The 23,927-nt window shown below is 71.1% G+C and carries 21 protein-coding genes; 19 read left to right on the forward strand and 2 right to left on the reverse strand.

Annotated elements, in window-relative coordinates; genetic code table 11:
* From ACQP06_RS01240 to ACQP06_RS01295, 12 genes are read left to right on the forward strand one after another with little or no spacing between them, the layout of a single operon-like run.
* Positions 1–987 carry an ABC transporter substrate-binding protein gene (locus ACQP06_RS01240; RefSeq protein WP_433669858.1) on the forward strand — a complete coding sequence of 329 codons (987 nt, stop codon included), beginning with the start codon at positions 1–3 and terminating at the stop codon, positions 985–987.
* Positions 984–1,487 carry a GNAT family N-acetyltransferase gene (locus ACQP06_RS01245; RefSeq protein ID WP_379103416.1) on the forward strand — a complete coding sequence of 168 codons (504 nt, stop codon included), beginning with the start codon at positions 984–986 and terminating at the stop codon, positions 1,485–1,487. The genes ACQP06_RS01240 and ACQP06_RS01245 overlap by 4 nt, the downstream gene beginning before the upstream one ends.
* Positions 1,484–2,554, forward strand: coding sequence for an LLM class flavin-dependent oxidoreductase (locus tag ACQP06_RS01250; protein ID WP_433669860.1), 1,071 nt, complete (start codon positions 1,484–1,486; stop codon positions 2,552–2,554). The genes ACQP06_RS01245 and ACQP06_RS01250 overlap by 4 nt, the downstream gene beginning before the upstream one ends.
* On the forward strand, positions 2,551–4,185 hold the full coding sequence (locus ACQP06_RS01255) for an ABC transporter substrate-binding protein (RefSeq protein ID WP_433669862.1): 1,635 nt from the start codon (positions 2,551–2,553) through the stop codon (positions 4,183–4,185). The genes ACQP06_RS01250 and ACQP06_RS01255 overlap by 4 nt, the downstream gene beginning before the upstream one ends.
* Positions 4,186–4,189: 4 nt before the next feature.
* A complete protein-coding gene (locus ACQP06_RS01260) occupies positions 4,190–5,149 on the forward strand; it encodes an ABC transporter permease (RefSeq protein WP_433669864.1) in 960 nt (319 codons plus the stop codon).
* Positions 5,142–5,315 (forward strand): hypothetical protein, encoded by a 174-nt coding sequence (locus ACQP06_RS01265; protein ID WP_357087937.1) that lies wholly within the window; start codon positions 5,142–5,144, stop codon positions 5,313–5,315. Before ACQP06_RS01260 ends, ACQP06_RS01265 begins: the two co-directional genes overlap by 8 nt.
* A complete protein-coding gene (locus tag ACQP06_RS01270) occupies positions 5,308–6,186 on the forward strand; it encodes an ABC transporter permease (RefSeq protein WP_433669866.1) in 879 nt (292 codons plus the stop codon). The genes ACQP06_RS01265 and ACQP06_RS01270 overlap by 8 nt, the downstream gene beginning before the upstream one ends.
* Positions 6,183–7,799: a dipeptide ABC transporter ATP-binding protein gene (locus tag ACQP06_RS01275; RefSeq protein ID WP_433669867.1), complete on the forward strand. Its 1,617-nt coding sequence runs from the start codon at positions 6,183–6,185 to the stop codon at positions 7,797–7,799. Before ACQP06_RS01270 ends, ACQP06_RS01275 begins: the two co-directional genes overlap by 4 nt.
* Entirely contained in the window at positions 7,799–8,875 is a 1,077-nt protein-coding gene (locus ACQP06_RS01280; RefSeq protein ID WP_433669868.1) for an LLM class flavin-dependent oxidoreductase, read from the forward strand. Before ACQP06_RS01275 ends, ACQP06_RS01280 begins: the two co-directional genes overlap by 1 nt.
* A 12-nt stretch (positions 8,876–8,887) precedes the next feature.
* Positions 8,888–10,252 carry an NtaA/DmoA family FMN-dependent monooxygenase gene (locus ACQP06_RS01285; protein ID WP_433669870.1) on the forward strand — a complete coding sequence of 455 codons (1,365 nt, stop codon included), beginning with the start codon at positions 8,888–8,890 and terminating at the stop codon, positions 10,250–10,252.
* Positions 10,249–11,058 (forward strand): DUF1684 domain-containing protein, encoded by an 810-nt coding sequence (locus ACQP06_RS01290; RefSeq protein WP_433669872.1) that lies wholly within the window; start codon positions 10,249–10,251, stop codon positions 11,056–11,058. The genes ACQP06_RS01285 and ACQP06_RS01290 overlap by 4 nt, the downstream gene beginning before the upstream one ends.
* Positions 11,055–12,191: an LLM class flavin-dependent oxidoreductase gene (locus ACQP06_RS01295; RefSeq protein WP_433669874.1), complete on the forward strand. Its 1,137-nt coding sequence runs from the start codon at positions 11,055–11,057 to the stop codon at positions 12,189–12,191. The genes ACQP06_RS01290 and ACQP06_RS01295 overlap by 4 nt, the downstream gene beginning before the upstream one ends.
* Positions 12,192–12,346: 155 nt before the next feature.
* Here the strand turns inward: ACQP06_RS01295 and ACQP06_RS01300 are convergent, their stop codons facing one another.
* Positions 12,347–12,658 carry a hypothetical protein gene (locus tag ACQP06_RS01300; RefSeq protein ID WP_433669876.1) on the reverse strand — a complete coding sequence of 104 codons (312 nt, stop codon included), beginning with the start codon at positions 12,656–12,658 and terminating at the stop codon, positions 12,347–12,349.
* Positions 12,659–12,806: 148 nt separating this feature from the next.
* On the opposite strand from ACQP06_RS01300, the gene ACQP06_RS01305 reads away from it, so the two are divergent.
* Complete coding sequence (locus tag ACQP06_RS01305) at positions 12,807–15,149, forward strand: ATP-binding protein (RefSeq protein ID WP_433669878.1); 2,343 nt, start codon at positions 12,807–12,809, stop codon at positions 15,147–15,149.
* 43 nt (positions 15,150–15,192) lie between these two features.
* On the opposite strand, the gene ACQP06_RS01310 is transcribed toward ACQP06_RS01305, so the two are convergent.
* On the reverse strand, positions 15,193–16,467 hold the full coding sequence (locus tag ACQP06_RS01310) for an ROK family protein (RefSeq protein WP_433669880.1): 1,275 nt from the start codon (positions 16,465–16,467) through the stop codon (positions 15,193–15,195).
* 709 nt (positions 16,468–17,176) lie between these two features.
* On the opposite strand from ACQP06_RS01310, the gene ACQP06_RS01315 reads away from it, so the two are divergent.
* From ACQP06_RS01315 to ACQP06_RS01340, 6 genes are read left to right on the forward strand one after another with little or no spacing between them, the layout of a single operon-like run.
* Positions 17,177–17,965 (forward strand): GntR family transcriptional regulator, encoded by a 789-nt coding sequence (locus tag ACQP06_RS01315; protein WP_433669881.1) that lies wholly within the window; start codon positions 17,177–17,179, stop codon positions 17,963–17,965.
* Positions 17,966–18,193: a 4Fe-4S dicluster domain-containing protein gene (locus ACQP06_RS01320; protein ID WP_357087910.1), complete on the forward strand. Its 228-nt coding sequence runs from the start codon at positions 17,966–17,968 to the stop codon at positions 18,191–18,193.
* A gap of 22 nt (positions 18,194–18,215) precedes the next feature.
* Positions 18,216–19,604, forward strand: a complete 1,389-nt coding sequence (locus ACQP06_RS01325; RefSeq protein WP_433669883.1) for an ABC transporter substrate-binding protein — start codon at positions 18,216–18,218, stop codon at positions 19,602–19,604.
* A complete protein-coding gene (locus ACQP06_RS01330) occupies positions 19,601–20,467 on the forward strand; it encodes an ABC transporter permease (protein ID WP_433669885.1) in 867 nt (288 codons plus the stop codon). The genes ACQP06_RS01325 and ACQP06_RS01330 overlap by 4 nt, the downstream gene beginning before the upstream one ends.
* Positions 20,464–21,225, forward strand: coding sequence for an ABC transporter ATP-binding protein (locus tag ACQP06_RS01335; protein WP_433669887.1), 762 nt, complete (start codon positions 20,464–20,466; stop codon positions 21,223–21,225). Before ACQP06_RS01330 ends, ACQP06_RS01335 begins: the two co-directional genes overlap by 4 nt.
* Positions 21,225–23,921: a fumarate reductase/succinate dehydrogenase flavoprotein subunit gene (locus ACQP06_RS01340; protein WP_433669889.1), complete on the forward strand. Its 2,697-nt coding sequence runs from the start codon at positions 21,225–21,227 to the stop codon at positions 23,919–23,921. Before ACQP06_RS01335 ends, ACQP06_RS01340 begins: the two co-directional genes overlap by 1 nt.
* The last annotated feature ends 6 nt before the right edge of the window (positions 23,922–23,927 follow it).

The raw sequence follows: 23,927 nt of genomic DNA on the forward strand, positions 1-23,927 counted from the left end.
ATGCCTCAGGCACGCCGTCGCAGACGGATCACCGCACTCGCCGCACTCACCGTGCTCGGCCTGTTCGCGGCGAGCGCCTGTGGCAAGGACGGCGACAGTGACGCTCCCGCCTCCAATACCGTCAACGGACTGAGCTACGACCTGTCCCCGGCGCAGTCCGGCCGGGTGCACGCCGCCAAGGTGGACGCTCTCGCGGCGCAGCTGCCCGCCGCCGTGCGGGATCGCGGGACGCTGGTGGTGACCGGATCGGTGGGCGCGACACCGCCGCTGCGCTTCTACGCCACCGACGACCGCACCCCCATCGGTTCCGACGCCGACATCTCCTACCTGCTCGCCGACCTGCTCGGCCTGAAAGTGGAGACCCGCATCGGGGACTGGGCGCAGAACTTCGTGAAGGTCGACTCGGGTGAGGCGGACGTCTTCATCAGCAATGTCACCGTCACCGAGGAGCGCAAGGAGAAGTACGACTTCGCCACCTACCGCCTGGACAATATCGCGCTGGAAGTGCCCAAGGACGCGACCTGGACCTATCAGGACCGGAAGTCGCTGGCGGGCAAGACGATCGGCGTCGGAACCGCCACCAACCAGGAGCAGCTGCTGGTGAAGTGGAACGAGGACAATATCGCCGCGGGTCTGCCCAAGATCGATCTCGCCTACTACGAGAAGACCAGCGACTACTACCTGGCGCTGTCCTCGGGCCGATTGGACGGCTACCTCGGCCCCAACCCGTCGGCGCAGTATCACGCCGCCTCCGCCGGCCAGACCAAGGTGGTCACGACCCTTTCCGGCGCGGGCGACGCGCTCCAGGCCGAGATCGGGGTCCTCACCAAGAAGGACAACGGCCTGGCCGGTCCGCTGCGGGCCGCCATCCAGTACGCCATCGACAACGGGCTCTACAAGCAGGTGCTGGACCGCTGGGGTCTGAGCGGCGAGGCCGTGCCGCAGTCGCGGATCAATCCGCCCGGACTGCCCAAGAAGAAGGGATGAGCATGTCGCGCAGGGTTTTCCATGTCGGGCAACACGATCCCCTGGCCGCGCCGCTGCTGGCGGAGCTGGCCATCGAGTACAGCAGCCGGTACGGCGGGACGCCGGGGGAGGTGCACGCGGATCTGACCGGGTATTCGGCCAGTCACTTCGCTCCTCCACAGGGCGACCTGTTGATAGTTGTGGATAACGGGGAAACGGTGGCGGGCGGCGCGTTCCAGCGGTACGACGCCGAGACCGCCGAGCTCAAGCGGATCTGGACCGCCGCCGAGCACCGGCGAAAAGGGCTGGGGCGCTTCGTGCTCGATCAGCTGGAAGCCGAGATCGCGCGGCGCGGCTACACGCGCATCTATTTGACCACCGGGCCGCGCCAGCCGGAGGCCGTCGCCCTGTACACGGCGGCCGGATACACCGCGCTGCCGCGTGACGTGCGCAAGGAAGTCGGCTACGTGCACCCGTTCGAGAAGTTCATCGAGGCCGGAGAGCAGGCGATCCCGGCATGAAATTCCTGCTGCTGACCTTGATCACCCACACTCCGGACCCGGTGACCGGCGGGACCGAGTCGCCCCGGCAGCGGTTGCGGCGGGTCGTCGACAGCGCGCGCCTGGCCGAGGAGCTCGGGTACGACGGCTTCGCGGTGGGGGAGCGGCACGAGGATCCGTTCATCTCCGCGGCCCCGCCCGTGGTGCTCAGCCATCTCGCGGCCGTCACCTCGCGGCTGGCCCTGTTCACCGGTGTCACCACGCTCAGCCTGCTGGATCCGGTGCGCGCCTTCGAGGACTACTCGACGCTGGACAACCTCTCCGACGGCCGGCTGGAACTGATCATCGGGAAGGGCAACGGCGCGGCGCAGGCCAAGCTGTTCCACGTCACCACCGACGACCAGTGGGATCGCAATCGCGAAGGCTACGAACTGTTCCGGAAGCTGTGGGACAGCGACAGCGTCACCTGGTCGGGCCGGTTCCGGCCCGCGCTGACCGAGGCCAAGGCGCTGCCCCGGCCGTTGCAGCCGCGGCTGCGCATCTGGCACGGCAGCGCGACCAGTCGTGAATCCGCGGATTACGCGGCGCTGCACGGGGATCCGCTGTTCTCCGCGAACGTCACCTACCCGATCGAGCCGTACGCCGAACTGATCGACCACTACCGGGAACGCTGGGCGGCCTACGGCCACGACCCGGCCGAGGCGCTGGTGGGCGCGGGCACGGCGGGGTTCCTGGTGACCCGGACCTCGCAGGAGGCGCTCGACCGGTACCGGCCGGTCTTCGAGGCGCGGCAGGCGGTGGCGCGGAAGTTCGACGTGCCCATCGTGTTCGACTCCGTCGAGGACTTCGCGGCCCGGTCCTCGGCGCTCATCGGGAGCCCGGAACAGGTGCTGGACAAGGTGAGCCGCTATCACGAGCGCTTCGGCCACGAGGTCATCCACCTCAGCGCGGACGCGGACGGCCGGACCGAGGCCGAGCACCGCGACAGCCTCGAACTGTTCCAGGCCGAGGTCGCTCCCGAACTGCGCCACCGCATTCCGAGCCGACCGCTCGGCGCCGACCGTTACCCCGCTGGAGATCCCCGATGACCCGTTCCCTGCTCGCGCGCACCACCCGACCCGTGGCCCTGGCGGGAGTGTTCGCCGCCGCCGTCACGCTCGCCGGGTGCGGCGGCGGGGACGCCGCCACCGGCAGTGGTGAGCCGTCGGGTCCGCCGCAGGCGGGCGGCACCCTCCGCTACGGCCTGTCCTCGGCCCCGACCTGCTCCGATCCCGCGCAGTCGTCGACCAATCAGACGATCTATGTGACCCGGCAGGTCGTGGACTCGCTGGTCGATCAGGACCCGGAGACCGGTCAGCTGAAACCGTGGCTGGCCGACACCTGGACCGTCTCCCCGGACGCCAGGTCGTTCACCTTCCACCTGCGCGACGGCGTCACCTTCAGCGACGGCACCCCGCTCACCGCGGACTCGGTGCGGCGGAACTTCGATTCGATCGTCGCGCTCGGTGGTGCGAAGGCGCCGCTGGCCGCGAGCTACCTGGCCGGGTACGCGGGCAGCACGGTGCTGGATCCGCGCACCGTGCGGGTGGACTTCGCCGGTCCGAACGCCCAGTTCCTGCAGGCGACCTCGACCCCGCAGCTGGGCATCCAGTCCGAGGCCACCGCCGCCAAGGCCGCCGAGGAGCGGTGCCTGGGCGCCAATGTCGGCAGCGGCCCGTTCACCTACGCGGAGTGGAAGCAGAACGCCTCCGCCACCCTGGTCAAGCGGGCCGGGTATGCGTGGGGCTCCGCGGTTTTCGCCGGCCAGGGCGAGGCGCATCTGGACAAGATCGTGTTCACCGTGGTCCCCGAATCCGGGGTGCGGACCGGCAGTCTCGCCTCCGGCCAGCTCGACGCCATCAGCGACGCGCTGCCGCAGGACGTGGCGCAGATCGAGGGCGGCGGCGGTCGCGTGCAGTTCACCGCCAACCCGGGCGTCCCGTTCGGCTTGCAGGCCAATGTGACCCGGGGCGTGCTGCGCGATCCGGCGGTCCGGGCCGCGCTGCTACCCGCCATCAACCGCAAGGAACTGGTGGACACCGTGCTCGGGCCGCAGTTCAAGACCGCCAGCAGCGTGCTCGCCTCCAAAACGCCCGGCTATGTGGATCTTTCGGCGCGGGTGAAGTTCGACCCGGACGCCGCGAAGAAGCAGCTCGACCAGGCCGGCTGGGTGCCGGGCGCGGACGGTATCCGGGTCAAGGACGGACAGCGGCTGAGCGCGGGCGTCATCTTCGCCCCCGTGTTCTCCGCCAACCAGCCCATTCTCGAGCTGACCCAGCAGCAGCTGCGGGCGGTCGGCTTCGACCTGCGGCTGGAGCCGTTGTCGGTGGCGGAATCGACCGTGCGCCAGAACTGCAAGGACTTCGACTTCAACTACTACAACTCGACCCGCGCCGACGGCGACATCCTGCGCACCACCTTCGCGGTGGACCAGCGCAACCTGAACGCCCGCGGCCCCGCCGAACCCCTCGACGCCCTGCTGGCCCAGCAGCTGTCGGCCACCGACCCGGCCGCGCGCGCCCGCATCATCGGCGACGCCCAGACCGCGGTCCTCGACCAGGGCCTGTGGATTCCGACCATCGAACTCTCGCAGGCCATCGGCGTCGGCAAGACGGTGGCCGGGGTGAAGTTCGAGGCCTCGGCGCGACTGCAGTTCCACGACACCTGGCTGGCGCGGTAAACCCATGGGCCGCTACGTGATCGGACGGGTGCTGCAGGCCATCGGCGTGCTGTGGGCGGCGTTCACGCTGTCCTTCGCCGGGCTGTACCTGCTGCCCGGCGACCCGGTGGCGCTGGCGGCCGACGCGGCCACCGGCACGCCCGTCGACGCCGCGGCGGTCGCGGAGATGCGGGCACGCTACGGTCTCGACCAGTCGTTGTGGGCCCAGTACTGGACGGCCTTGTCGCACGCGGTGCGCGGCGACCTCGGCCACTCCATCTCCACCGGTCAGACCGTCACCGCGGCGCTGGGCGACGCCCTGCCCTCGACGCTGGCGCTGGCGGCGACCGGGCTGCTGCTGGCCGTGGCGGCCGGCGGGGCGCTGGCCCTGGCGGCCGCGTACACCGAACGTCCCCGGCTGCGCGGGCTGCTCACCTCGCTGCCCGCTGTCGGGGCGTCGATGCCGGGCTTCTGGGTGGGATTGCTGCTCCTGCAGCTGTTCTCGTTCCGGTTGAAACTGGTGCCCGCGTTCGGCGGCTCCGGATTCGGCGGGACCATCCTGCCCGCGATCACCCTGGCCATCCCGGTCGGCGCGGTCATCGCCCAGGTCCTCCACGCGAGCCTGGCCGCGACCTGGCGGCAGCCGTTCGTCGAGGTCGCCTTCGCCAAGGGCGCGTCCCGCTGGTGGGTGCAGCTGCGTCACGTCCTGCGCCCGGCCGCCGCCCCCGCACTGACGGTGTCGGGATTGTGGACCGGCACCGTGCTGGCCGGGGCGGTGGTCACCGAGACGGTGTTCTCCCGCCCGGGCATCGGCCGACTGGCGCAGGAATCCGTACTGCGCCAGGACATCCCGGTCGTCCAGGGCATCGTCGTGTTCGCCGCCCTGGCCTTCGTGACCGTCAATCTGCTGGTCGATCTCGCGTACCCCCTGCTCGACCCCCGTGTGGTGCACAGGAACTCGACGAAGGAGCGTGCTCATGCCTGACCGTTCGCCGACCCCGCCCCGGCATGTGATCCGTGATCTGCGCGCGCGGCTGCGCGCCTACTCGGGCGGCCCGCGATCGACGCTGCGGGTCATCACCCTGACCCACCCCCTGCTCGACCCGGGCATCGCCTTCTGGGACGCGGATGACGAGTGGTCCGATGTCTGACCTGGCACTTCGGGCCGAGTCCGACCGGACGTTCCGCCGCGAGGCCCTCGCCGGCGGGACCGCGGCCGCGGCGTGGGCGCGGCGCAATCCGGGAACCGTCGCGGCGGGCGCGGTCGTCGCGCTGGTGTGCGCCTGGGCTGTCGCCCCGGCCGTGTTCGCGAGCGGTGATCCTCTGCGCGGCGTGCCCGCGCAGAAGCTGCGCGGCCCCAGCCTCCAGCACTGGTTCGGCACCGACAATCTCGGGCGTGACCTCTATACCCGGGTGGTGCACGGCGCGGCACTGTCGTTGAGCGCGACCGTGTTCGCCGTGCTGATCGGGCTGGTGACCGGCGCCTTGATCGGGCTGGTCGCGGGTGCGGCGGGCGGCGTGATCGACACCGCGATCATGCGCGTGGTCGACGTGGTGCTCTCGATTCCCGACATGCTGCTCGCCCTGGCCACCATCACCGTGCTGGGGCTGGGCACCCGCAATGTGGCCATCGCCGTGGGCATCTCGCTGATCGCCAGGTTCGCGCGCGTGATGCGCGGCGAGGTGCTGCGGGTGCGCAACGCGCCCTACGTGGAGGCCGCGTTCGCGTCCGGCGTGCGCTGGCACATCGTGCTGTTCCGCCACATCCTGCGCAATGCGTACGGGCCGGTGGCGGCCTTGGCCGCCGTCGACTTCGGCGTGGTGACCCTGTTCGTGGCGTCGCTGAGCTTCCTCGGCTACGGCGCGGTGCCGCCCACCCCGGAATGGGGCTCGCTGGTGTCGGAGGGCCGCGGCTACCTGGCCACCGCGTGGTGGCTGACCACCCTGCCGGGGCTGGTCATCGTCGTGCTGGTGCTGTCCACCCAGCGGATCGCCCGCGCCATGCAGAAGGAGGCCCGATGACCGAGCTGTTGAACATCGAGGGGCTACAGGTCGAGTATCGGGGCCGCGGCGGAGCGACACCCGCCGTGCGCGGCGTCTCGCTCCAGGTCCGGCGCGGGGAGACGCTCGCGCTGGTGGGCGAATCCGGTTCGGGCAAGTCCACTCTCGCCCACGCCGTGATCGGGCTGCTGCAGGGTGGGGTGATCACCGCCGGGGAGATCACCTTCGACGGGGAGCGGCTCGACCGGGCGTCTCCGGGCGCGCTGCAACGGATTCGGGGCGCGCGCGTCGGACTGGTTCCGCAGGATCCGGGCACCTCGCTCAATCCGGTGCTGCGCATCGGACGGCAGGTGGGGGAGGTGCTGCGCATCCACGGCCGGGCCGATCGCCGCACCGCCGACCTCGAGGCGGTCGCGATCCTCGAGCAGGCCGGGCTGGACCGCCCCGAGCTGCGGGCCCGCCAGTATCCCCAGGACCTGTCGGGCGGACAGCGGCAGCGGGTACTGATCGGGATCGCGCTGGCCTGCGGGCCCGAACTGGTGATCGCCGATGAGCCGACCAGCGCGCTGGACGTCACCGTGCAGCGCCGCATTCTCGATCTCCTGGCCGCGCGGACCGCGGAATCGGGGACCGCGGTGCTGCTCATCACCCACGACCTGGCCGTCGCGGCCGAACAGGCGGACCGCATCGCGGTGATGCGGGACGGCCTGATCGTCGAGACCGGCACGGCGGCGGAGGTATTGGGCAATCCGCGGCACGAGTACACCCGGCGGTTGATCGCCGCCGTGCCGAGCCTCGGTGCGCCCGCGCGTCCGGTCCGCGAACACGGGACCCCGCTGCTGGCGGCGACCGGTCTGCGCAAGTCCTTCCGCGTCACCAGGGATTTCACCGTCGACGCGGTGAACGACGTGTCCTTGGAGGTCCATCGCGGTGAAACCCTGGCCGTGGTAGGTGAATCCGGCTCGGGCAAGTCGACCACGGCCCGCATCATCGCCCGGCTGACCGCGCCCGACGCGGGCAGCGTCACCTTCGACGGGCAGGACGTCACCGCCCTGCGCGGTTCGGACCTGCGGGCGCTGCGTCGTCGCGTCCAGGTCGTCTACCAGAACCCGTACGTCTCCCTGAACCCGAAGCTGACGGTCGGACGAATCGTGGCGGAACCCTTGCAGGCGTTCGGGGTCGGCGATCGGCGCGCACGACGTGCCGCGGTGGCCGAGCTGCTGGATCAGGTGGCGCTGCCCGCCGCCTTCCTGGATCGCCGCCCGGCGGAGTTGTCCGGCGGGCAGCGGCAGCGGGTCGCCATCGCCCGCGCGCTGGCCCCGCGCCCCGAGCTGCTCGTGCTGGACGAACCGGTCTCGGCCCTGGACGTCTCGGTGCAGGCGCAGATCCTCGACCTGCTCGAACGACTCCAGGCCGAACTGGACCTGGCCTACCTGTTCATCTCCCACGACCTGGGGGTGGTCCGTCGCCTGGCCGATCGTGTCGCGGTCATGCGTCAGGGCGGTGTCGTCGAAACCGGAGCCACCGCCGAGGTTTTCGACCGACCGCGACACGACTACACCCGTGAACTGCTCGCGGCCGTCCCCCGGGCTGCCACCCCCGATCACCCGCTACCGCTAGAAAGGACAGCCTGATGCCGCATCCGACTCCGCTGCTGCTGGGCCTGGAACTGTCCGGCACCGGCGCGCACCCCGCCTCCTGGCGGCGCGCCGACTCCCGCGCCGAGGACCTCTTCGACGCCCGGTACTGGGTGGACGCGTTGCGCGCCGCCGAGGACGCGGGCATCGAGCTGGCGTTCCTGCCGGACTCCTTCACCCTGCAATCCGCCGGGGCCATCGGCCGCCTGGACGCGGTGGCGGTGGCCGCGCGCGCCGCCGCCGAGACCCGGCGCATCGGCCTGATCCCGCAGGCCTCGGTCACCCACACCGAGCCCTTCCATCTCTCCAAAGCCATTGCCAGCCTGGACTTCGCGGCCGCGGGCCGGGCGGGCTGGGAGGTGGCCGTCGGGGCGGGGGAGGCGCGGCTGTTCGGCCGCAAACCCGAGCAGGACGAACGCTCCCGCTGGGCGGAGGCGGACGAGGCGGTCGAGGTGGTGGCCCGGCTGTGGGACAGCTGGGACGACGACGCCGAGATCCGCGACCAGGCCACCGGCCGATTCATCGACCGCGACCGGCTGCACTACATCGACTTCGCGGGCGAGCACTTCTCGGTGAAGGGACCGTCCATCACCCCGCGTCCGCCGCAGGGACAGCCGCCGGTGGCGGTGCGCGCCGCCGACCCGCACAGCACCCGCGTCGCCGTGCACCGCGCCGACCTGATCCGGATCGCCGCACCGGATCTCGCGACCGCCGCCGCCACCCGTTCCGAACTGCGGTCTGCCATCGCCGCCGCCGGACGCGACCCGAACCGGGTGCGGGTGCTGCTCGACCTCGACATCCATCTCGCCGACACCGCGGACGCCGCCGCCCTCGAGGTCGCCGAGCTGGAGGACTGGACCGCCTCGCCCGCTCCGGTCAGCGTCTTCCACATCGGCACCCCCGCGGAACTGCGCGGCATCCTGCGCCGCATCGAAACCGACTGCGCCGCCGACGGTGTGGTGCTGCGCCCGCTGGCGCTCGCCGCCGCCCTGCCGCAGCTGCCCGCCCTCACCCCGACCCTGCGCGAGCGGCTGGGCCTGCCCCGGCCCGTCGGCCGCTACGCCCACGCCTGAGGAGTCATCGCCATGCCGGACCATCGGATACGCAAGCAGATTCACCTCGCGGCCCACTTCCCGGGCGTCAACCACCACACCGTCTGGACCGACCCGGACTCGGGCAGCCAGATCGACTTCGACTCCTTCGTGCACCTGGCCCGCACCGCCGAACGCGGCCTGTTCGACTTCTTCTTCCTCGCCGAGGGGTTGCGGCTGCGCGAACACCGCGACCGCATCCACGACCTCGACGTGGTCGGCCGGCCCGACACCTTCACGGTGCTCAACGCGCTGGCGGCCGTCACCACCCACCTCGGGCTGGCGGGGACCATCAACACGACCTTCAACGAACCGTTCGAACTGGCAAAGCAATTCGCCTCGCTCGACCACCTGTCCGGCGGTCGCGCGGCCTGGAACGCGGTCACCTCCTCGGACGCCTTCACCGGCGAGAACTTCCGGCGCGGCGGCTACCTGGAGCACGCCAAGCGCTACACCCGCGCACACGAGGTGGTGGAGGCCACCCGCGCGCTGTGGGACAGCTGGCCCGCCGACACCCTCGTGATCGACCGGGAGCGCGGCGTTTTCGCCCAGCCCGTCCCGCAGGCCCGGTTCAGCAGCGACCAGTTCGAGATCGAAGGCCGGTTCGTGCTGCCCCGCGGCCCGCAGGGCTACCCGGTGCAGATCCAGGCGGGCGACTCCGACGAAGGCCGCGAATTCGCCGCCGCCAAGGCCGATGTCATCTTCAGCGCGCACGGCGAACTCGAGGACGGACAGCGCTTCTACCGCGACGTGAAGGACCGGCTCGCCAAGTACGGCCGGGGGCGCGACGACCTGAAGATCCTGCCCGCCGCCGCCTTCGTGCTCGGCGACACCGCCGAGGACGCCGCCGAACGCGCCCGGCACATCCGGCGCCAGCAGGTGACGCCGCAGACCGCCATCGCCTTCCTCGAACAGGTCTGGGGCCGTGACCTTTCCGCCTACGACCCGGACGGACCGCTGCCCGACATCGACCCCGTGGACGACGCGAACATCACCCGCGGACGGGTGCGCCACGCCCGCGACCCGCTCGCCGTCGCCGAGGCCTGGCGGGCCAAGGCCGCCGCCGAGCAGCTCTCCATCCGCGACCTCATCATCGCCACCACCGCCCGCCAGCAGTTCGTCGGCACGCCCCGGCAGGTGGCCGCCGAGATCGACCGCTACGTGCAATCCGACGCCGCGGACGGCTTCGTCCTGGTCCCGCATCTGACCCCGACCGGGCTCGACGAATTCGTCGACAAGGTCGTCCCGGAGTTGCAGTCCCTGGGCAGCTTCCGCACCGAGTACACCGGCGCGACCCTGCGCGAACACCTGGGCCTGCGCCACCTCCATCACGGCACCGAAGGAGTACGCGCCTCATGACCGCCATCGAAACCACCTACGACCAGCAATGGGCCGCCTTCCGCACCGAACGCGCCGCCTGGGCGCGCCAACCCCTGGGCTGGCTCAGCCTCACCGGGCTGCACTGGCTGGGGGCCGACCCGGAGACGGTCGACGGGCTGCCCGGCCGGTGGCGCGCGGACAGCGAGAACGTCTATGTCACGGTCGATTCGGAACAGCCGGAGCTGTTGCTGGACGGGGTGGCGCTGAGCGGCGAGGCCGCGATCACGCCCGGCGAGGGCGCGCCGGGTCTCCAGGTCCACACCGGTGACCGCATCATCGAGGTGATCCGGCGGACCGGGCAGTTCGCGCTGCGCGTGCACGATCCCGCCGCGCCGACCCTGGCGGCGTTCACCGAGATCCCCGTCTACGAACCGCGGCAGCGGTGGATCGTGACCGGCTATTTCGAGCCCTTCGCGCAGACCCGTGTCGTCACCACCGGCGCGGTCGTGGACGGTCTCGAGCATCACCACACCGCAACCGGCACAGTCACTTTCGACCTGGACGGTGAGCGTCGCGAACTGGTGGTGTTCGGCAGCGAGGCCCTCGGCCTGCACGTGCTGTTCACCGACGGCACCAGCGGCGTCACCACCTACGGCGGCGCGCGGCGACTGGATCTGTCCCGGCCCGCGGCGGACGGCAGCGTGCTGCTCGACTTCAATCGCGCGGTCAACCTGCCGTGCGCCTTCACCGACTACGCGACCTGCCCGATCGCCCCGGCGGAGAACCGGCTGCCGCTGGCCGTCGAAGCGGGCGAACAGGATCCGCGGCGGGGGCGGTCGCTATGACCATCCCGCTGTCCGTGCTGGACCTGTCGCCGATCAGCGCCGGCTCGACGCCCCGGCAGGCCCTCCGCAATACCGTCGACCTGGCCCGGCACGCGGAAAAGCTGGGCTACCACCGGTTCTGGGTCGCCGAACATCACTTCGTGCGGGTGGCCAGCGCGGCGCCGACCACACTCATCGGGCTGATCGCCGCCGCCACCGACACCATCCGGGTCGGCTCGGCGGCCGTACAGCTCGGTCACCACACCTCGATCTCCGTGGTGGAGGCGTTCGGCACCATCGACGCCCTCTACCCGGGCCGGCTGGACCTGGGGCTGGGCCGCTCGGGACAACGCGGCGAACAGTTGCGATCGGCGGGCGTGCCGCCGGTGCCCGCCCCGCCGCGGCCCACCGAGGTCCGCGACGGCGTGGTGCTCCCGCCGCCGTTCTACCCCGGCCAGCTGCTCGACTTCACCAGGGTGAAGGCGGCTTTGGAGACCCTGCACCTCCCGGGGTCGCGGCCACTGCCGTACACCGAGCAGGTCGAGGAGATCCTCGCGCTGCTCGACGGCAGCTTCGTGACCACCGACGGCGTGGAACTGCACGCCGTCCCGGGCGAGGGCGCGGACGTGCAGCCCTGGCTGTTCGGCAGCAGCGGCGGCGAAAGCGCGCAACTGGCAGGGCGATTCGGGCTGCCGTTCGCGGCGAACTACCACGTGTCGCCCGGCACCATCGTCGAGACCGTGGAGGCGTACCGGGCGGCGTTCCGGCCCTCGGCCCGCTTCCCGCGGCCGTACGTGGTGGTGTCCGCCGATGTGCTGGTCGCCGAGGACGACGCCACCGCCCGGCACCTGGCCTCCAGCTACGGGCACTGGGTGTACTCCATCCGCAGCGGCGCGGGTGCGGCCGACTACCTCGACCCCGATACCGCGCCCGCGCTGTCGGGTCCGCAGCAAAGGCTGGTCGACGATCGGGTGACCACCCAGTTGGTGGGCTCCCCGGCCACCGTCGCCGAACGCCTCGACGCCCTGCGCAAGCTGACCGGCGCGGACGAAATCCTGGTCACCAGTGTGGCTTTCGACCACGAGGACCGGGTGCGGTCGCACCGCCTGTTGGCGCGCGAGTGGGGGCTGACCCCGCAGGCGCGGGCCGCCTGAGACCACCGCCGCCCGGCTGGAAGGGGACTCCGGGGCGGGTGGCGGTACCCCGCACCACGCGCAATGGGCCTCGCGCGTGGGGCGGGACCCGGGGCCGGGCCGGATCGTGGACCATCCGGCCCGGCCTCCCGGGTACGAACCGAGGTTCGACGGATTCAGGCCGCGGCGAACGCGGGCACGGCGGCGGGTTCGTGATGCCCGGCCGCCCGCAAGACCTGCAATACACCCTGATTGGCCTCGATCAGCTCGCGCTCGCGCGCCTCTCCGTCCGCGCCGGCGAGCTCGTCCTCGTGCGCTCGCACCATCAGATTCCAGCGGTAGCGAAGCGCCGCGATCAGTCCGCCCGGGTCGCCGAACACCGCGGCGTGTTCGGCGCGCCAGGGCAGCTCGCCGTCTCGTCGGTTCTCGATCTCCGCGGCCACGTCGTGCAGTGCCCGCCACCATTCGTGTGTGCTGTCCCAACTCATTGCTCTCACCTCGATCGATTGTCGATGCCGTCACGATCGCCGGGCTGTGACCGGCTCTCCAGATCAGAATCGGTCCGGGCCGCATCGGACCGCTATTGGGGGAATCACGTACTTCCGGGCACCGGTGGGGTACGCGTAGGCTCCGACAGTGACGCCCAGCGATTGGGAGCTCGCTCCTCCGCTGAACAATCTCCCGAGGCCGCTGTCGAGCTTCGTCGGACGTCATGCCGATCTCGCGAGGATCCAGGAGCTTTTCCAGACCTATCGAGTCGTCACCATCACGGGGCCGGGCGGCGCCGGCAAGAGTCGGCTAGCGCTCGAGGTCGCGCTGGCGCGCAGCGATGATTTCGTGGACGGCTGCTGGTTGGTCGAACTCGCCTCGATCACCGACCCCGCGCTCGTACCGCACGCCATCGCCGGGGCCGTAGGGGTTCCCGAGCATCGCCGGCGTTCCCTGACCGATTCCCTGGCGGTCCGTCTCGAAGCGTCGGCCGCGCTGATCGTGCTCGACAATTGCGAACACGTCGTCGAGTCCGTGGCGACCGTGGTGACCGAGCTGCTCGAGCGCTGCGGCCTGTTGCGGATTCTGGCCACGAGCCGGGAACTGGTCGAGATACCGGGTGAGGGCGTCCTGCGCGTCGGAGGACTCGCGCTGCCGTCCGCGACCGGCGATCAGGATCTCGCGGTCGTGACCGGCGCGGAGAGCGTCGCGCTGTTCTTCGAGCGGGCTCGGGCGGTGCAGCCGAACCTGACGATGACCGCGGCGACCGCTGCCGGAGCCGCGCGGATCTGCCGCTATCTCGACGGCCTCCCGCTGGCGATCGAGCTGGCCGCGTCGAGAGCCGCAGCGCTCGACGTCGAGCGGATCGCGACCCTCATGGACGACCAGTTCGGGTTGCTGACCAGTGGAAACAGGGCCGCCATCCGGCATCATCGCACGCTCGTCGCCACCATGGACTGGAGTTACCGACTGCTGAGTCCGGCCGAGCAGACACTGTTCGACCGACTCGCGATCTTCGCGGGCAGCTTCGGAATCGAGGAGGTGGACGGAGTCGGCTGCGCACGGTCCGACGGGGACAGCGCGGGACTCCTCGCCGGTCTCGTCGCCAAATCGCTGGTCTCGTTCGACCCCGCCGCGGGACCCGCGCCCTATCGCCTGCTGGAGACGGTGAAAAGCTACGGCCGCGCGCATCTGCGCGAATCGGGGGACCTGGGCGAACTGCGGAATGTCCACGCGTCCTACTTCCGCGATCTCGCCGAGCGCGCCGGCGCCGCCTTCCGGACCTATGCGGAGCACGCGTGGGCGAACCGGTTGGAGGCCCAGCACCCCGACCTGCGCGCCGCGCTGTCGCACAGCATCGAATCCGGTGATGCCGGCACCGCGATCCGGCTCGCCGGGGCGCTGCCGCACTTCTGGCAGCTGCACGGTCATTTCCGGGAGGGATTGCGGTGGCTCGCGACCGTCCTCGCGATGTCCGGTGAGGTCGATGAGTGGTTCACCGCCTGGGCCCACGTCGGGGTCGGTGACCTGGCGATGATCCATGGCGACCGGGCGGCCGCCGCGGCGGCGCTCGAGGTCGCCGCGGCGACATTCCGGGGGCTCGACGACGATCGCGGCCTGGCCCGCGCACTGCAATATCGAGGGCTCACAGCGGCATTCGACGACGAGCTGGCCCCCGCCGAGAGCCTGATCCACGAGTCCGTGGCGCTCATCACCGCGGCCGGCGAAACCGGGGGGCTGGCCCACGGTTGGGGCCTGATCATGCTGGCGGGCGTCGAACTCGGGAAGGAAGACTATGTCGCGGCCGCCCGCGATGCCGAGGCGGCCGACCGGATCATGCGGGTGATCGGGGATCGTGAGGCCTTGGGCTGGGCGGCCCTGATCCGCGCGGTCGCGGCGTGGCGCACCGATCGGATCGACGAGGCCAGGACCGAGGCACGAGCTTGCCTGGTCGCCTTCCTCGATGCCGGCGGGTTGTACGGGGCGAGCGTCGGTCTGATGGTGGCGTCCGCGGTCGCGTTGAGCGGTTCCAGACTCACGCGCATGGCCGAATTGCTCGGCGCCGCCGAGGCCCTCGCCGCCGCGATCGGCGCCATGACGGTGCCGTTCGGGATGCGCTGGCTGACCGAGACATTCGGCAACGCGGTCGCCACGCTCGGCCCGGCGGCCTTCGAGGAACACCGCCGGATCGGTGCGGACCGGGTGCGCTCCGACACCGCCGGATACCTCGCCGAGGTCCTCGACGATCTCGACGTCTCGCTTCCGCACCGAGCCGGGAAGCCGCTGCTCACCCGGCGCGAGCGTGAGGTGGCGGCGCTGGTGGCGCGCGGCCGGACAAACCGCCAGATAGCCCGGGCGCTAGGGATTTCCGAGCGGACGGCCGAAGTGCACGTGCACAACATCGCGGGCAAGCTCGGAGCGAGTGGCCGGGCCGAGGTGGCCGTGTGGTTCGCCACCGATCACGCTCTCCGGGGCGGGGATACAGCGTAGGTCCCCGCCGGAATCACCCGGCGGGGACTTCGCGTGCGGTGGGTCAGCGGGTCCGCGTCGCCCGGCGCATGGCCGAGAGCGGATCGGCGTAGAACGCGCTCACCGACGTGACCGCCGCCGCGAATTCCTGCACCCGGCCGCCGAATCGGCTGATCCGCAGATCCGCCGCGGGCAGCGTGGTCGACTCCGCGAAGGCCTTGGCGACCCGCTCCATGCCCGGCCGCCAGCCGGTGAACGCCTGACCGCCCAGCACCACCCGGTCCGGGTTGAACATGTCACGCACCAGAGCCGCTGTGCGGCCGAGGATTTCGGCCCGCTCGATGAGCAGGTCACGGGCATCGGCATGGCCCGCGTCAGCGGCCCGGTACAGATCGGTGACGGCCGGGCGGCGCGGGGCCTCCGGCTTGGGCAGGATGCCCTTGCGCACGGCACGCTCCAACAGGGCGCGCTCACCGATGGTGGCCTCCAAGCAACCGCGCCGGCCGCAGGTGCAATCGGCGTCCGAGCCGGTCGGGAGATGCGCGATGGAGCCTGGGCCGTTGGTGGGGGTGTGCACGCGATCGTGCAGAGTGACCGCGACACCGGCGGTTTCGCGGGCGTACACGAACAGGCTGCTGCCGGGCCGGTTCTCCTCGGCCGGGTCGCGCGGGGTGAGCAGCAGCTCCGCCGCGGCCATCGCCTCGACGTGCGCGGACACCGAGACCGGCAGGTCCAGCACGCTGCTGAAGACCGCCGCCACCGGCGCGGCCTGCCAGCCCAGGCGGGGATGGTCCACGACCCCGGCCGCCGGATCCACTCGACCGGCCAGCGCGACGCCGGTCCACAGCGGCCGCCGCCGCGGCAACCGGTCCAGGAAGGCCTTGGCGCTGCGGGCCACTATGGTCAGCGCCGCGTCCTGACCCGTTTGGGGCGTGGCGATTTCGAGCCCGCCGAGGATGCGGCCGGACAGGTCCGCGGCCACGATGCGGGTCACGGTGAAGCCGATGTGCACGCCCAGCGTCACGTACGAGTCGGTGTCGACCTCGAACGGCACCCGGGGGCGGCCCACCGCGCCGGACGCGGTCAGATCGGCGCGCTCACGCAGCAGTCCGGCCGTAAGCAGCGCGGACACTTGGCGATTCACGGTGGCGATGCTCAGACCCGTGGTCTGCGCGGCGACATCGCGGAAGATCGGGCCGCGAGTGGCGGCGCGCAGCACGGCGGCCGCCGGGTTGTCGGTGATCCGCAACTCCGGGGGCACGGCCGGGCGCGCCGGAGCGGGCCGCGTGGTCGCGGTGGAGACGGCGGTATGGGTGCGGTCGAGCGTGGGGCTGGACACTGTGTCGAATCCTTGCTGCGGTCCACCCGGTCGACGGGTGGACGAATGCCTACATGAAGGTTTCAGCGGTGCAGCGAGGAACCCGGATTACGACCCGGCGGAAATGCCTGGACGATCCGGTCAGAACTCGACTGCGCGACGGCAGGGACAACACAGTTCCCGTTGCCGCGGCAGCCGAACGCCCAGCGCGACGGTCACGTAGGTGACCCGCGGCGCGGAAGAGGGGCGGCTGGCAGACATAGGATCAAAGTATCATTCCGATCACGAGGAACGGAAGGTAAGCGCGATCCTCCCGGCAGTCCCGGGCCTGTCGCGGCGCGTCGGCGCGAAACCCTCCGGGCAACCTCCTGAGTCACCGAATCTTTTGCGCCGGTTGATATTTCAAGCCAGCCGCGGCACGGATCGAGCCGCGCGGGACGAGTGGCGCACGCCACATTCTCTTCTCACATCTCGAGCGGCGGCCCGAATCCCCACCCCACTCGAGTCCGCTGTCGCGCACACGCATTCCGCTCAGTGTGATTCCAAGGCGCGCACTCCCGGCGCGGGTGGCGCAATACCCCGATTCGACCGCATTCCGGCAGGCCGCGCGCTCGGGCGGGCGGCGCAGAACCGCATCGCCGGCGCAGGGGCGCGGTGAGCGGTCCGGACGGCCCCATTTTCGCCGCTACAGTTCTGAAACCGCAGGTCAACGGCGTAGAAAGGAGTCGAGGTGTCGCCGGAACCGGTACCGCTGCGCGCCCCCGAACGCCGGGCGGATCGCGCCCGCCACGTGGCGGATGTGCTGCGTCAGCAGATCCACGCGAGCGCGTTCGACAACGCGCTGCCCGCCGAGGCGGCGCTGTCCGCGGAATTCGGCGTGTCCCGCAACACCGTTCGCGACGCGCTCGCGCTGCTCAAGGACGAAGGTCTGATCGAGCGCGCCCCGAAGATCGGAACGCATGTCGCGCGCCGCAAATACGACCACGGCCTCGATGCCCTGCTCGGTTTGAAGGAGACGTTGCGCGGCCACGGCGAGGTCCGCAACGAGGTGCGCGCCGCCCGCCGGGTCAGCCCGCCGCCCGCGGTCGCCCGCAAGCTGCGGCTCGAACCCGGCGAGCAGGCCGTCTACATCGAGCGGCTGCGCTGGTTCGGTGACCTGCCGCTCAGCCTGGACCTCACCTACCTGGTCCCCGGCATCGGCGACGAGGTCGTCACCCGCGACCTCGAGACCAATGACGTGTTCGCGCTCATCGAGCAGATCAGCGGCGGCCCGCTCGGTTCGGCGGAACTGGCCCTGGAGGCCATCACCGCGGACGCGCACTCGGCCATGACCCTGCAGATGCCCGAGGGCGGCGCGCTGCTGCTGCTCGAGCGCCTTACCTCGCTGGAGGACGGCCGCCCCGTCGACCTCGAGTACATCCGCATGCGCGGCGACCGGATCACCATGCGCGGCAGCCTGATCCGGCCGCCGGAACGCTCACCCGATGCCGACCCGGGCACCGACTGGAGGTTGACCTAGATGGCTTTGGCCGAGAACCGGGCGGATGTCCCGGTGACCATCGACGAATCGCTGTGCATCCAGGGTTGCACGCTCTGCGTGGAGATCTGCCCGCTGGACTCGCTGGCGATCAACCCCGACAACGGCAAGGCGTACATGCACGTCGACGAGTGCTGGTACTGCGGCCCCTGCGCGGCCCGCTGTCCCACCGGCGCCGTCACCGTCAACATGCCCTACCTGCTGCGTTGAGCCCAACCCGCTGAGGAAACCCATGAAGTACCGCCCCGCCCGCGTCATCGCCGCGGCCCTCGCCTCCGCCCTCGCCCTGACCGTGTCCGGCTGCTCGCTCGAGAACGCCGGCAACGGCGACACCGTCAAGGTCGTCATCGGCTACCAGTCCAAGACCATCAATACCGTCACCGCCGGAACCCTGTTGAAGGCCAAGGGCTTCCTGGAGCAACGCCTGAACGCGCTGAGCGCCAAGGGCGGCGCGAAGTACCAGGTGGAGTGGCAGGACTACGACACCGGCGCGCCGATCACCGCGCAGATGGTGGCGGAGAAGATCGACATCGGCTCCATGGGCGACTACCCGCTGCTCATCAACGGCTCCCGTACCCAGGCCAATGAGCGTTCCCGCACCGAGCTGGTGTCCATCACCGGCTACAACCCCAAGGGCGCGCTGAACATGGTGGTCGTCGCGCCCGACTCCAAGGCGCAGTCCATCAATGACCTGGCCGGGCAGAAGATCTCGGCGAGCGTCGGCTCGGCCGGGCACGGCACCCTGGTCCAGGCGCTCACCCGGGCGGGCATCGACCCCAAGTCCGGGGTGGAGGTGCTCAACCAGCAACCCCAGATCGGTTCCTCCGCACTGGAATCCGGTCAGGTGGCGGCGCTGTCGCAGTTCGTGGCCTGGCCCGGCCTGCTGGTGTTCCAGAACAAGGCCAAGCTGCTCTACGACGGTGCGGAACTGAACGTCCCGACCTTCCACGGCGTGGTCGCCCGCCGCGACTACGCCAAGCAGCATCCGGAGGTGCTCGATGCCTTCCTGCAAGCCCAGCTCGACGCCACCGACTTCATCCACCAGCACCCCCTGGAGGCGGCGCAGACCGTCGCGGACAACGCCGGGCTGGCCCCGGAGGTCGTGTACCTCTACAACGGGCCGGGCGGAACCTCCTTCGACACCACGCTGAAGCCGTCGCTGCTGGCCGCCTTCAAAGGCGATGTGCCGTACCTGAAGTCGATCGGCGACTTCGCCGACCTCGACATCGACAAGTTCGTCGACCCGGCCGCGCTGAAGCAGGCGTACCAGGAACGCGGGCTGAACTACGACGCCGAACTGGCGATCAACGCCAACCCGCTGCCCGGATCCGGCGGTGAGCTCTGGCTCACCGGGCAGGACACGACGCAGTCCCTCGCCGACCCGACCGCCCTGCTGCGGGCCGTGAAACAGGCTCGGGCGCAGGGTAAGACGGTGCGCGCCGCCTACGTGCCCGACGCCGAGCTCGGCACCCGCTGGTTCGCGGACAAGGCGATCTGGGTGCGCGACGGCGACAACTACCTGCCCTTCACCACGCCGGCGGCCGCGCAGCGGTACCTCGCCAAGCACGCCGCGGGCGCGATCGTCGGCTTCGACCAGGCCGTGAACGAGGTCCGGGTATGAGCGCCCCGGCGGTCGCCGCGCCGGCGGCGGCCCCGGTCCTCACCCCGGCCGCACCGCGGGTGACGCGCCCGCGGGCCGGTCGGACGGTGTGGCGGTCGCGGATCGTGCGGGCGCTGTCCGTACTGGCCGCCATCGGGGGCTGGGAGTTCCTGACCGCCAACCACATTCGGCTCTGGGTGCGGTTCGACACGCTGCCGACCGTCACCCAGATCGTGCGGGCCTTCCGGCATCAGCTCGGCGCCGACGCCTACTATCTGGACCTCGGGCAGTCGCTGATCCGGATCCTCAGCGGCTTCGGCCTGGCCGCCGTGATCGGCGTGAGTGCCGGTGTGGCACTGGGTCGTTCCCGCTGGTTCGCCGACACGGTGGGACCGCTTACCGAACTGGCACGGCCCATTCCGGCCATCGCCATCGTGCCGGTCGCCATCCTGCTGTTCCCCGACGACGAGGCCGGAATCGTGTTCATCACCTTCCTGGCCGCCTTCTTCCCGATCCTGGTCGCCACCCGGCACGCGGTGCGGGCGCTGCCCACCATCTGGGAGGAATCCGTCCGCACCCAGGGCGGCAACCGCTGGGACGTGCTGTGGCGGGTGGTGCTGCCGGGCAGCCTGCCCGGCGTGTTCGGCGGGCTCTCCGTCGGCCTCGGCGTGGCCTGGATCTGCGTGGTGTCGGCCGAGATGATCTCGGGGCGACTGGGTGTCGGCTACCGCACCTGGCAGGCGTACACCATCGTCGACTACCCGGGCGTATTCGTCGGCATCATCACCATCGGCGTGCTCGGCTACACCACCTCCGCCGCGGTGGAACTGCTCGGGCGGCGCGTCACCCACTGGCTGCCGCGCGGCGACGAGGAGGCGAAATGAGCACGGCCGGAATCGGATTGACCCTGGACCGGGTACGGCTCTCCTACACCGGAGCCCCGATCATCGACGACCTGTCGATCACCGTGCGGCCCGGCGAGATCCTCGTCCTCACCGGACCCTCGGGCTGCGGGAAGTCCACGGTGCTGCGCGCCCTGGCCGGACTGCTGCGCCCCGACGCGGGCCGGGTGCTCGCCGACGGCGCCGAGGTCACGGGCACCGACCGCGACCGCGCCGTCGTCTTCCAGGACAACGCGCTGCTGCCCTGGAAGACCGTGCGCGCCAATATCGAACTGGCACTGCGGTTGCGGGGCGCGCCGCGCGCCGGACGCCGGGAACTGGCCGACCGCTGGATCGCCGAGATCGGGCTCACCGGCTTCGCCGACTTCCTGCCCAAATCGCTGTCCGGCGGCATGCGCCAGCGCGTGCAGCTGGCCCGCGGCCTGGCGGGCGCGCCACGCGCGGTCATGATGGACGAACCCTTCGGCGCCCTCGACACCCAGACCCGCGACACCATGCAGCGCCTGCTCGTCGACACCTGGGACAGCCACCCCACCACCGTCGTCTTCGTCACCCACGACGTGGACGAGGCCCTGCTGCTCGGCGACCGCATCGCCGTCCTCGGCCGCGCCGGCGAACCCCTGCGCGCCCTGCTGGAGGTCCCCCGGCCGCGCGAGACCGGCGTCGACCGCACCGCCCTACGGTCCGAAATCATTGCCGCCCTGAACCATTCGGGCGAGCTCACGGAGGCGACGAAGTAATGGAAATCCCCGATCTCGACGACACCCTCCGCCTCGACTGCGACGTGCTGGTCATCGGCGGCGGCACCGCCGGCACCATGGCCGCCCTCACCGCCGCCGAAGCCGGCGCGAACGTGCTGCTGCTGGAGAAGGCGCACGTCCGCCACTCCGGGGCGCTGGCCATGGGCATGGACGGCGTCAACAACGCCGTCATCCCCGGCAAGGCCGAACCCGAGGACTACGTCGCCGAGATCACCCGCGCCAACGACGGCATCGTCAACCAGCGCACCATCTATCAGACCGCCACCCGCGGTTTCGCGATGGTGCAGCGGCTGGAGCGCTACGGCGTGAAATTCGAGAAGGACGCCTACGGCGAATACGCCGTGCGGCGGGTCCACCGGTCCGGGTCCTACGTGCTGCCCATGCCGGAGGGCAAGGACGTCAAGAAGGCGCTGTACCGGGTGCTGCGGCAGCGCACCATGCGCGAGCGCATCCGCATCGAGAACCGGCTGATGCCGGTGCGGGTGCTCACCGAGAACGGGCGGGCGGTCGGCGCGGCCGCCCTGAACACGCGCACCGGGGAATTCGTGGCGGTCGGGGCCAAGGCCGTCATCCTGGCCACCGGGCCGTGCGGGCGGCTCGGGCTGCCCGCCTCCGGATACCTGTACGGCACCTACGAGAACCCCACCAACGCGGGCGACGGGTACGCCATGGCCTATCACGCCGGGGCCGAGCTGTCCGGGATCGAATGCTTCCAGATCAACCCGCTGATCAAGGATTACAACGGCCCGGCCTGCGCGTACGTCGCCAATCCGTTCGGCGGATACCAGGTCAACGCGCTCGGCGAGCGGTTCGTCGACTCCGACTACTGGTCCGGCCAGATGATGGCCGAGGTCAAACGGGAGATCGAATCCGCGCGTGGGCCCATCTATCTGAAGGTCTCGCACCTGCCCGACGAAACCCTCGAGGCGCTCGAGGACATCCTGCACACCACCGAACGGCCCACCCGCGGCACCTTCCACGCCAATCGCGGCCACGACTACCGCACCCACGACATCGAGATGCACATCTCAGAGATCGGTTTGTGCAGTGGGCATTCCGCGTCCGGCGTCTGGGTCGACGAGAACGCCCGCACCACCGTGCCCGGTCTCTACGCCGCCGGTGACCTGGCCTGCGTGCCGCACAACTACATGATCGGCGCGTTCGTCTACGGCGACCTCGCCGGAGCGCACGCCGCCTCCACCCTCGGTGAGCTGCCCGAACCCGGCGCACTGCCCGCCGACCAGTTGGCCGCCGCCCACGAACTCGTCTACCGGCCGCTGCGCCAACCCGACGGGCCGCCGCAGCAGCAGGTCGAATACAAGCTGCGCCGCTTCGTGAACGACTATGTGGCCCCGCCCAAGACGGCCGCCAAACTCTCCCTCGCGATCGAGACCTTCGACCGCATGCGCGGCGATCTCACCGCCATGGGCGCGCGCACCCCGCACGAACTCATGCGCTGCGCCGAGGTCAGCTTCATCCGCGACTGCGCGGAGATGGCCGCCCGCTCCTCGCTCACCCGCACCGAATCCCGGTGGGGGCTCTATCACGAGCGCGCCGACCTGCCCGCCCGCGACGACGTCGAATGGCGGTACCACCTGAACCTGCGCAAGACCGCCGACGGGGACATGGAGTTCCTGAAGCGGCCCGTCGCACCGTATTTCGTGCCCGTGCCGGGACTGGACGACCTGCCCGGCACCGACACGGCGGTCATCCCGGTCGAGCAGCCCGCGCTGATCGGCACCCCGCCCAACCTCGGGGCCCAGGTGCGCTCACACGCCCCGGCGGGGCGGACGGCGAAAGACGTTGTCGCGCCCCGGATCGCGCTGCTGCTGAGCCTGGACGCGCCCGGCGTCGCGGAACTGCGCCCCTTCCTGTCCGATTCGGACCCGCGGGTGCGGGCGAACGCCCTCGCGGTACTCACCGAGAACACGCCCGACGGATTCGCCGGCGAACTGGTCGCGTCACTCGGTGACGAGGACGCCGAGGTGCGCGCCGCCGCGGTGGCGGGCCTGCGCGAACTCGCCGAAATCCTGCCCGCCGCAACGGGGCTCGCGGAGCACGCCGATTCCGCCGACCCGTTCGTGCGCGCGGCCGTCGTGGATCTGCTGCGCTCACTGCGCGCCGGGACGGCCGAACTGTTCGGCAAGGCCTCGGTCGACGCGGACCACCGCGTCCGCATCCAGGCGGTGCACGCGCTGGTGTCGCTGGACGACTGGCCCGCGCTGACCGCGGCCGCGCACGACGACAACCGTGAGGTCCGCATCGCCGCCGCCCGCGGCCTGGCCACCATCGGTCAGGGCGGTGCCGACACCGTGCGCGCCCTCGCCCTGGACCGCGATCCGCTGGTGCGCGCGGCCGCGTTCACCGCGCTCGCCCGGCTCGGCGGGGATGCCGATACCGCGATCCTGACCGCCGCACTGGGTGATTCGGCCTGGCAGATCCGGGAGGGCGCGGCGCGCGGGCTGGCCGGGGTCGGCCCGGAGCACGCCGTGACGGCCTTGAGCGCGGCGCTCACCGACATCCACCCGGACATCCGCAAGGCCGCGGTGCTGACGCTCAGCGTCTGGCCGGAGTCCGAAGCGGCCCGCGTCGCACTCGAAACCGCCCACGCCGACAGCGACGCGGACGTGCGCGCCTACGCCCGGCGGGCCCTGGCGGTGCACGCCGAACGGTGAGAGCGG

Origin of the sequence: Nocardia sp. CA-136227, from assembly GCF_050955695.1 — a bacterium.
Lineage (GTDB): Bacteria > Actinomycetota > Actinomycetes > Mycobacteriales > Mycobacteriaceae > Nocardia.

Excerpts from the sequence above, each read along its gene's own strand:
- ACQP06_RS01280 (WP_433669868.1), top strand. The coding sequence starts at position 7,799 with ATGCCGCATCCGACTCCGCTGCTGCTGGGCCTGGAACTGTCCGGCACC.
- ACQP06_RS01285 (WP_433669870.1), top strand. The coding sequence starts at position 8,888 with ATGCCGGACCATCGGATACGCAAGCAGATTCACCTCGCGGCCCACTTC.
- ACQP06_RS01255 (WP_433669862.1), top strand. The coding sequence starts at position 2,551 with ATGACCCGTTCCCTGCTCGCGCGCACCACCCGACCCGTGGCCCTGGCG.
- ACQP06_RS01300 (WP_433669876.1), bottom strand. The coding sequence starts at position 12,658 with ATGAGTTGGGACAGCACACACGAATGGTGGCGGGCACTGCACGACGTG.
- ACQP06_RS01270 (WP_433669866.1), top strand. The coding sequence starts at position 5,308 with ATGTCTGACCTGGCACTTCGGGCCGAGTCCGACCGGACGTTCCGCCGC.
- ACQP06_RS01250 (WP_433669860.1), top strand. The coding sequence starts at position 1,484 with ATGAAATTCCTGCTGCTGACCTTGATCACCCACACTCCGGACCCGGTG.
- ACQP06_RS01340 (WP_433669889.1), top strand. The coding sequence starts at position 21,225 with ATGGAAATCCCCGATCTCGACGACACCCTCCGCCTCGACTGCGACGTG.
- ACQP06_RS01260 (WP_433669864.1), top strand. The coding sequence starts at position 4,190 with ATGGGCCGCTACGTGATCGGACGGGTGCTGCAGGCCATCGGCGTGCTG.
- ACQP06_RS01265 (WP_357087937.1), top strand. The coding sequence starts at position 5,142 with ATGCCTGACCGTTCGCCGACCCCGCCCCGGCATGTGATCCGTGATCTG.
- ACQP06_RS01295 (WP_433669874.1), top strand. The coding sequence starts at position 11,055 with ATGACCATCCCGCTGTCCGTGCTGGACCTGTCGCCGATCAGCGCCGGC.
- ACQP06_RS01320 (WP_357087910.1), top strand. The coding sequence starts at position 17,966 with ATGGCTTTGGCCGAGAACCGGGCGGATGTCCCGGTGACCATCGACGAA.
- ACQP06_RS01240 (WP_433669858.1), top strand. The coding sequence starts at position 1 with ATGCCTCAGGCACGCCGTCGCAGACGGATCACCGCACTCGCCGCACTC.
- ACQP06_RS01245 (WP_379103416.1), top strand. The coding sequence starts at position 984 with ATGAGCATGTCGCGCAGGGTTTTCCATGTCGGGCAACACGATCCCCTG.
- ACQP06_RS01335 (WP_433669887.1), top strand. The coding sequence starts at position 20,464 with ATGAGCACGGCCGGAATCGGATTGACCCTGGACCGGGTACGGCTCTCC.
- ACQP06_RS01275 (WP_433669867.1), top strand. The coding sequence starts at position 6,183 with ATGACCGAGCTGTTGAACATCGAGGGGCTACAGGTCGAGTATCGGGGC.
- ACQP06_RS01330 (WP_433669885.1), top strand. The coding sequence starts at position 19,601 with ATGAGCGCCCCGGCGGTCGCCGCGCCGGCGGCGGCCCCGGTCCTCACC.
- ACQP06_RS01325 (WP_433669883.1), top strand. The coding sequence starts at position 18,216 with ATGAAGTACCGCCCCGCCCGCGTCATCGCCGCGGCCCTCGCCTCCGCC.
- ACQP06_RS01290 (WP_433669872.1), top strand. The coding sequence starts at position 10,249 with ATGACCGCCATCGAAACCACCTACGACCAGCAATGGGCCGCCTTCCGC.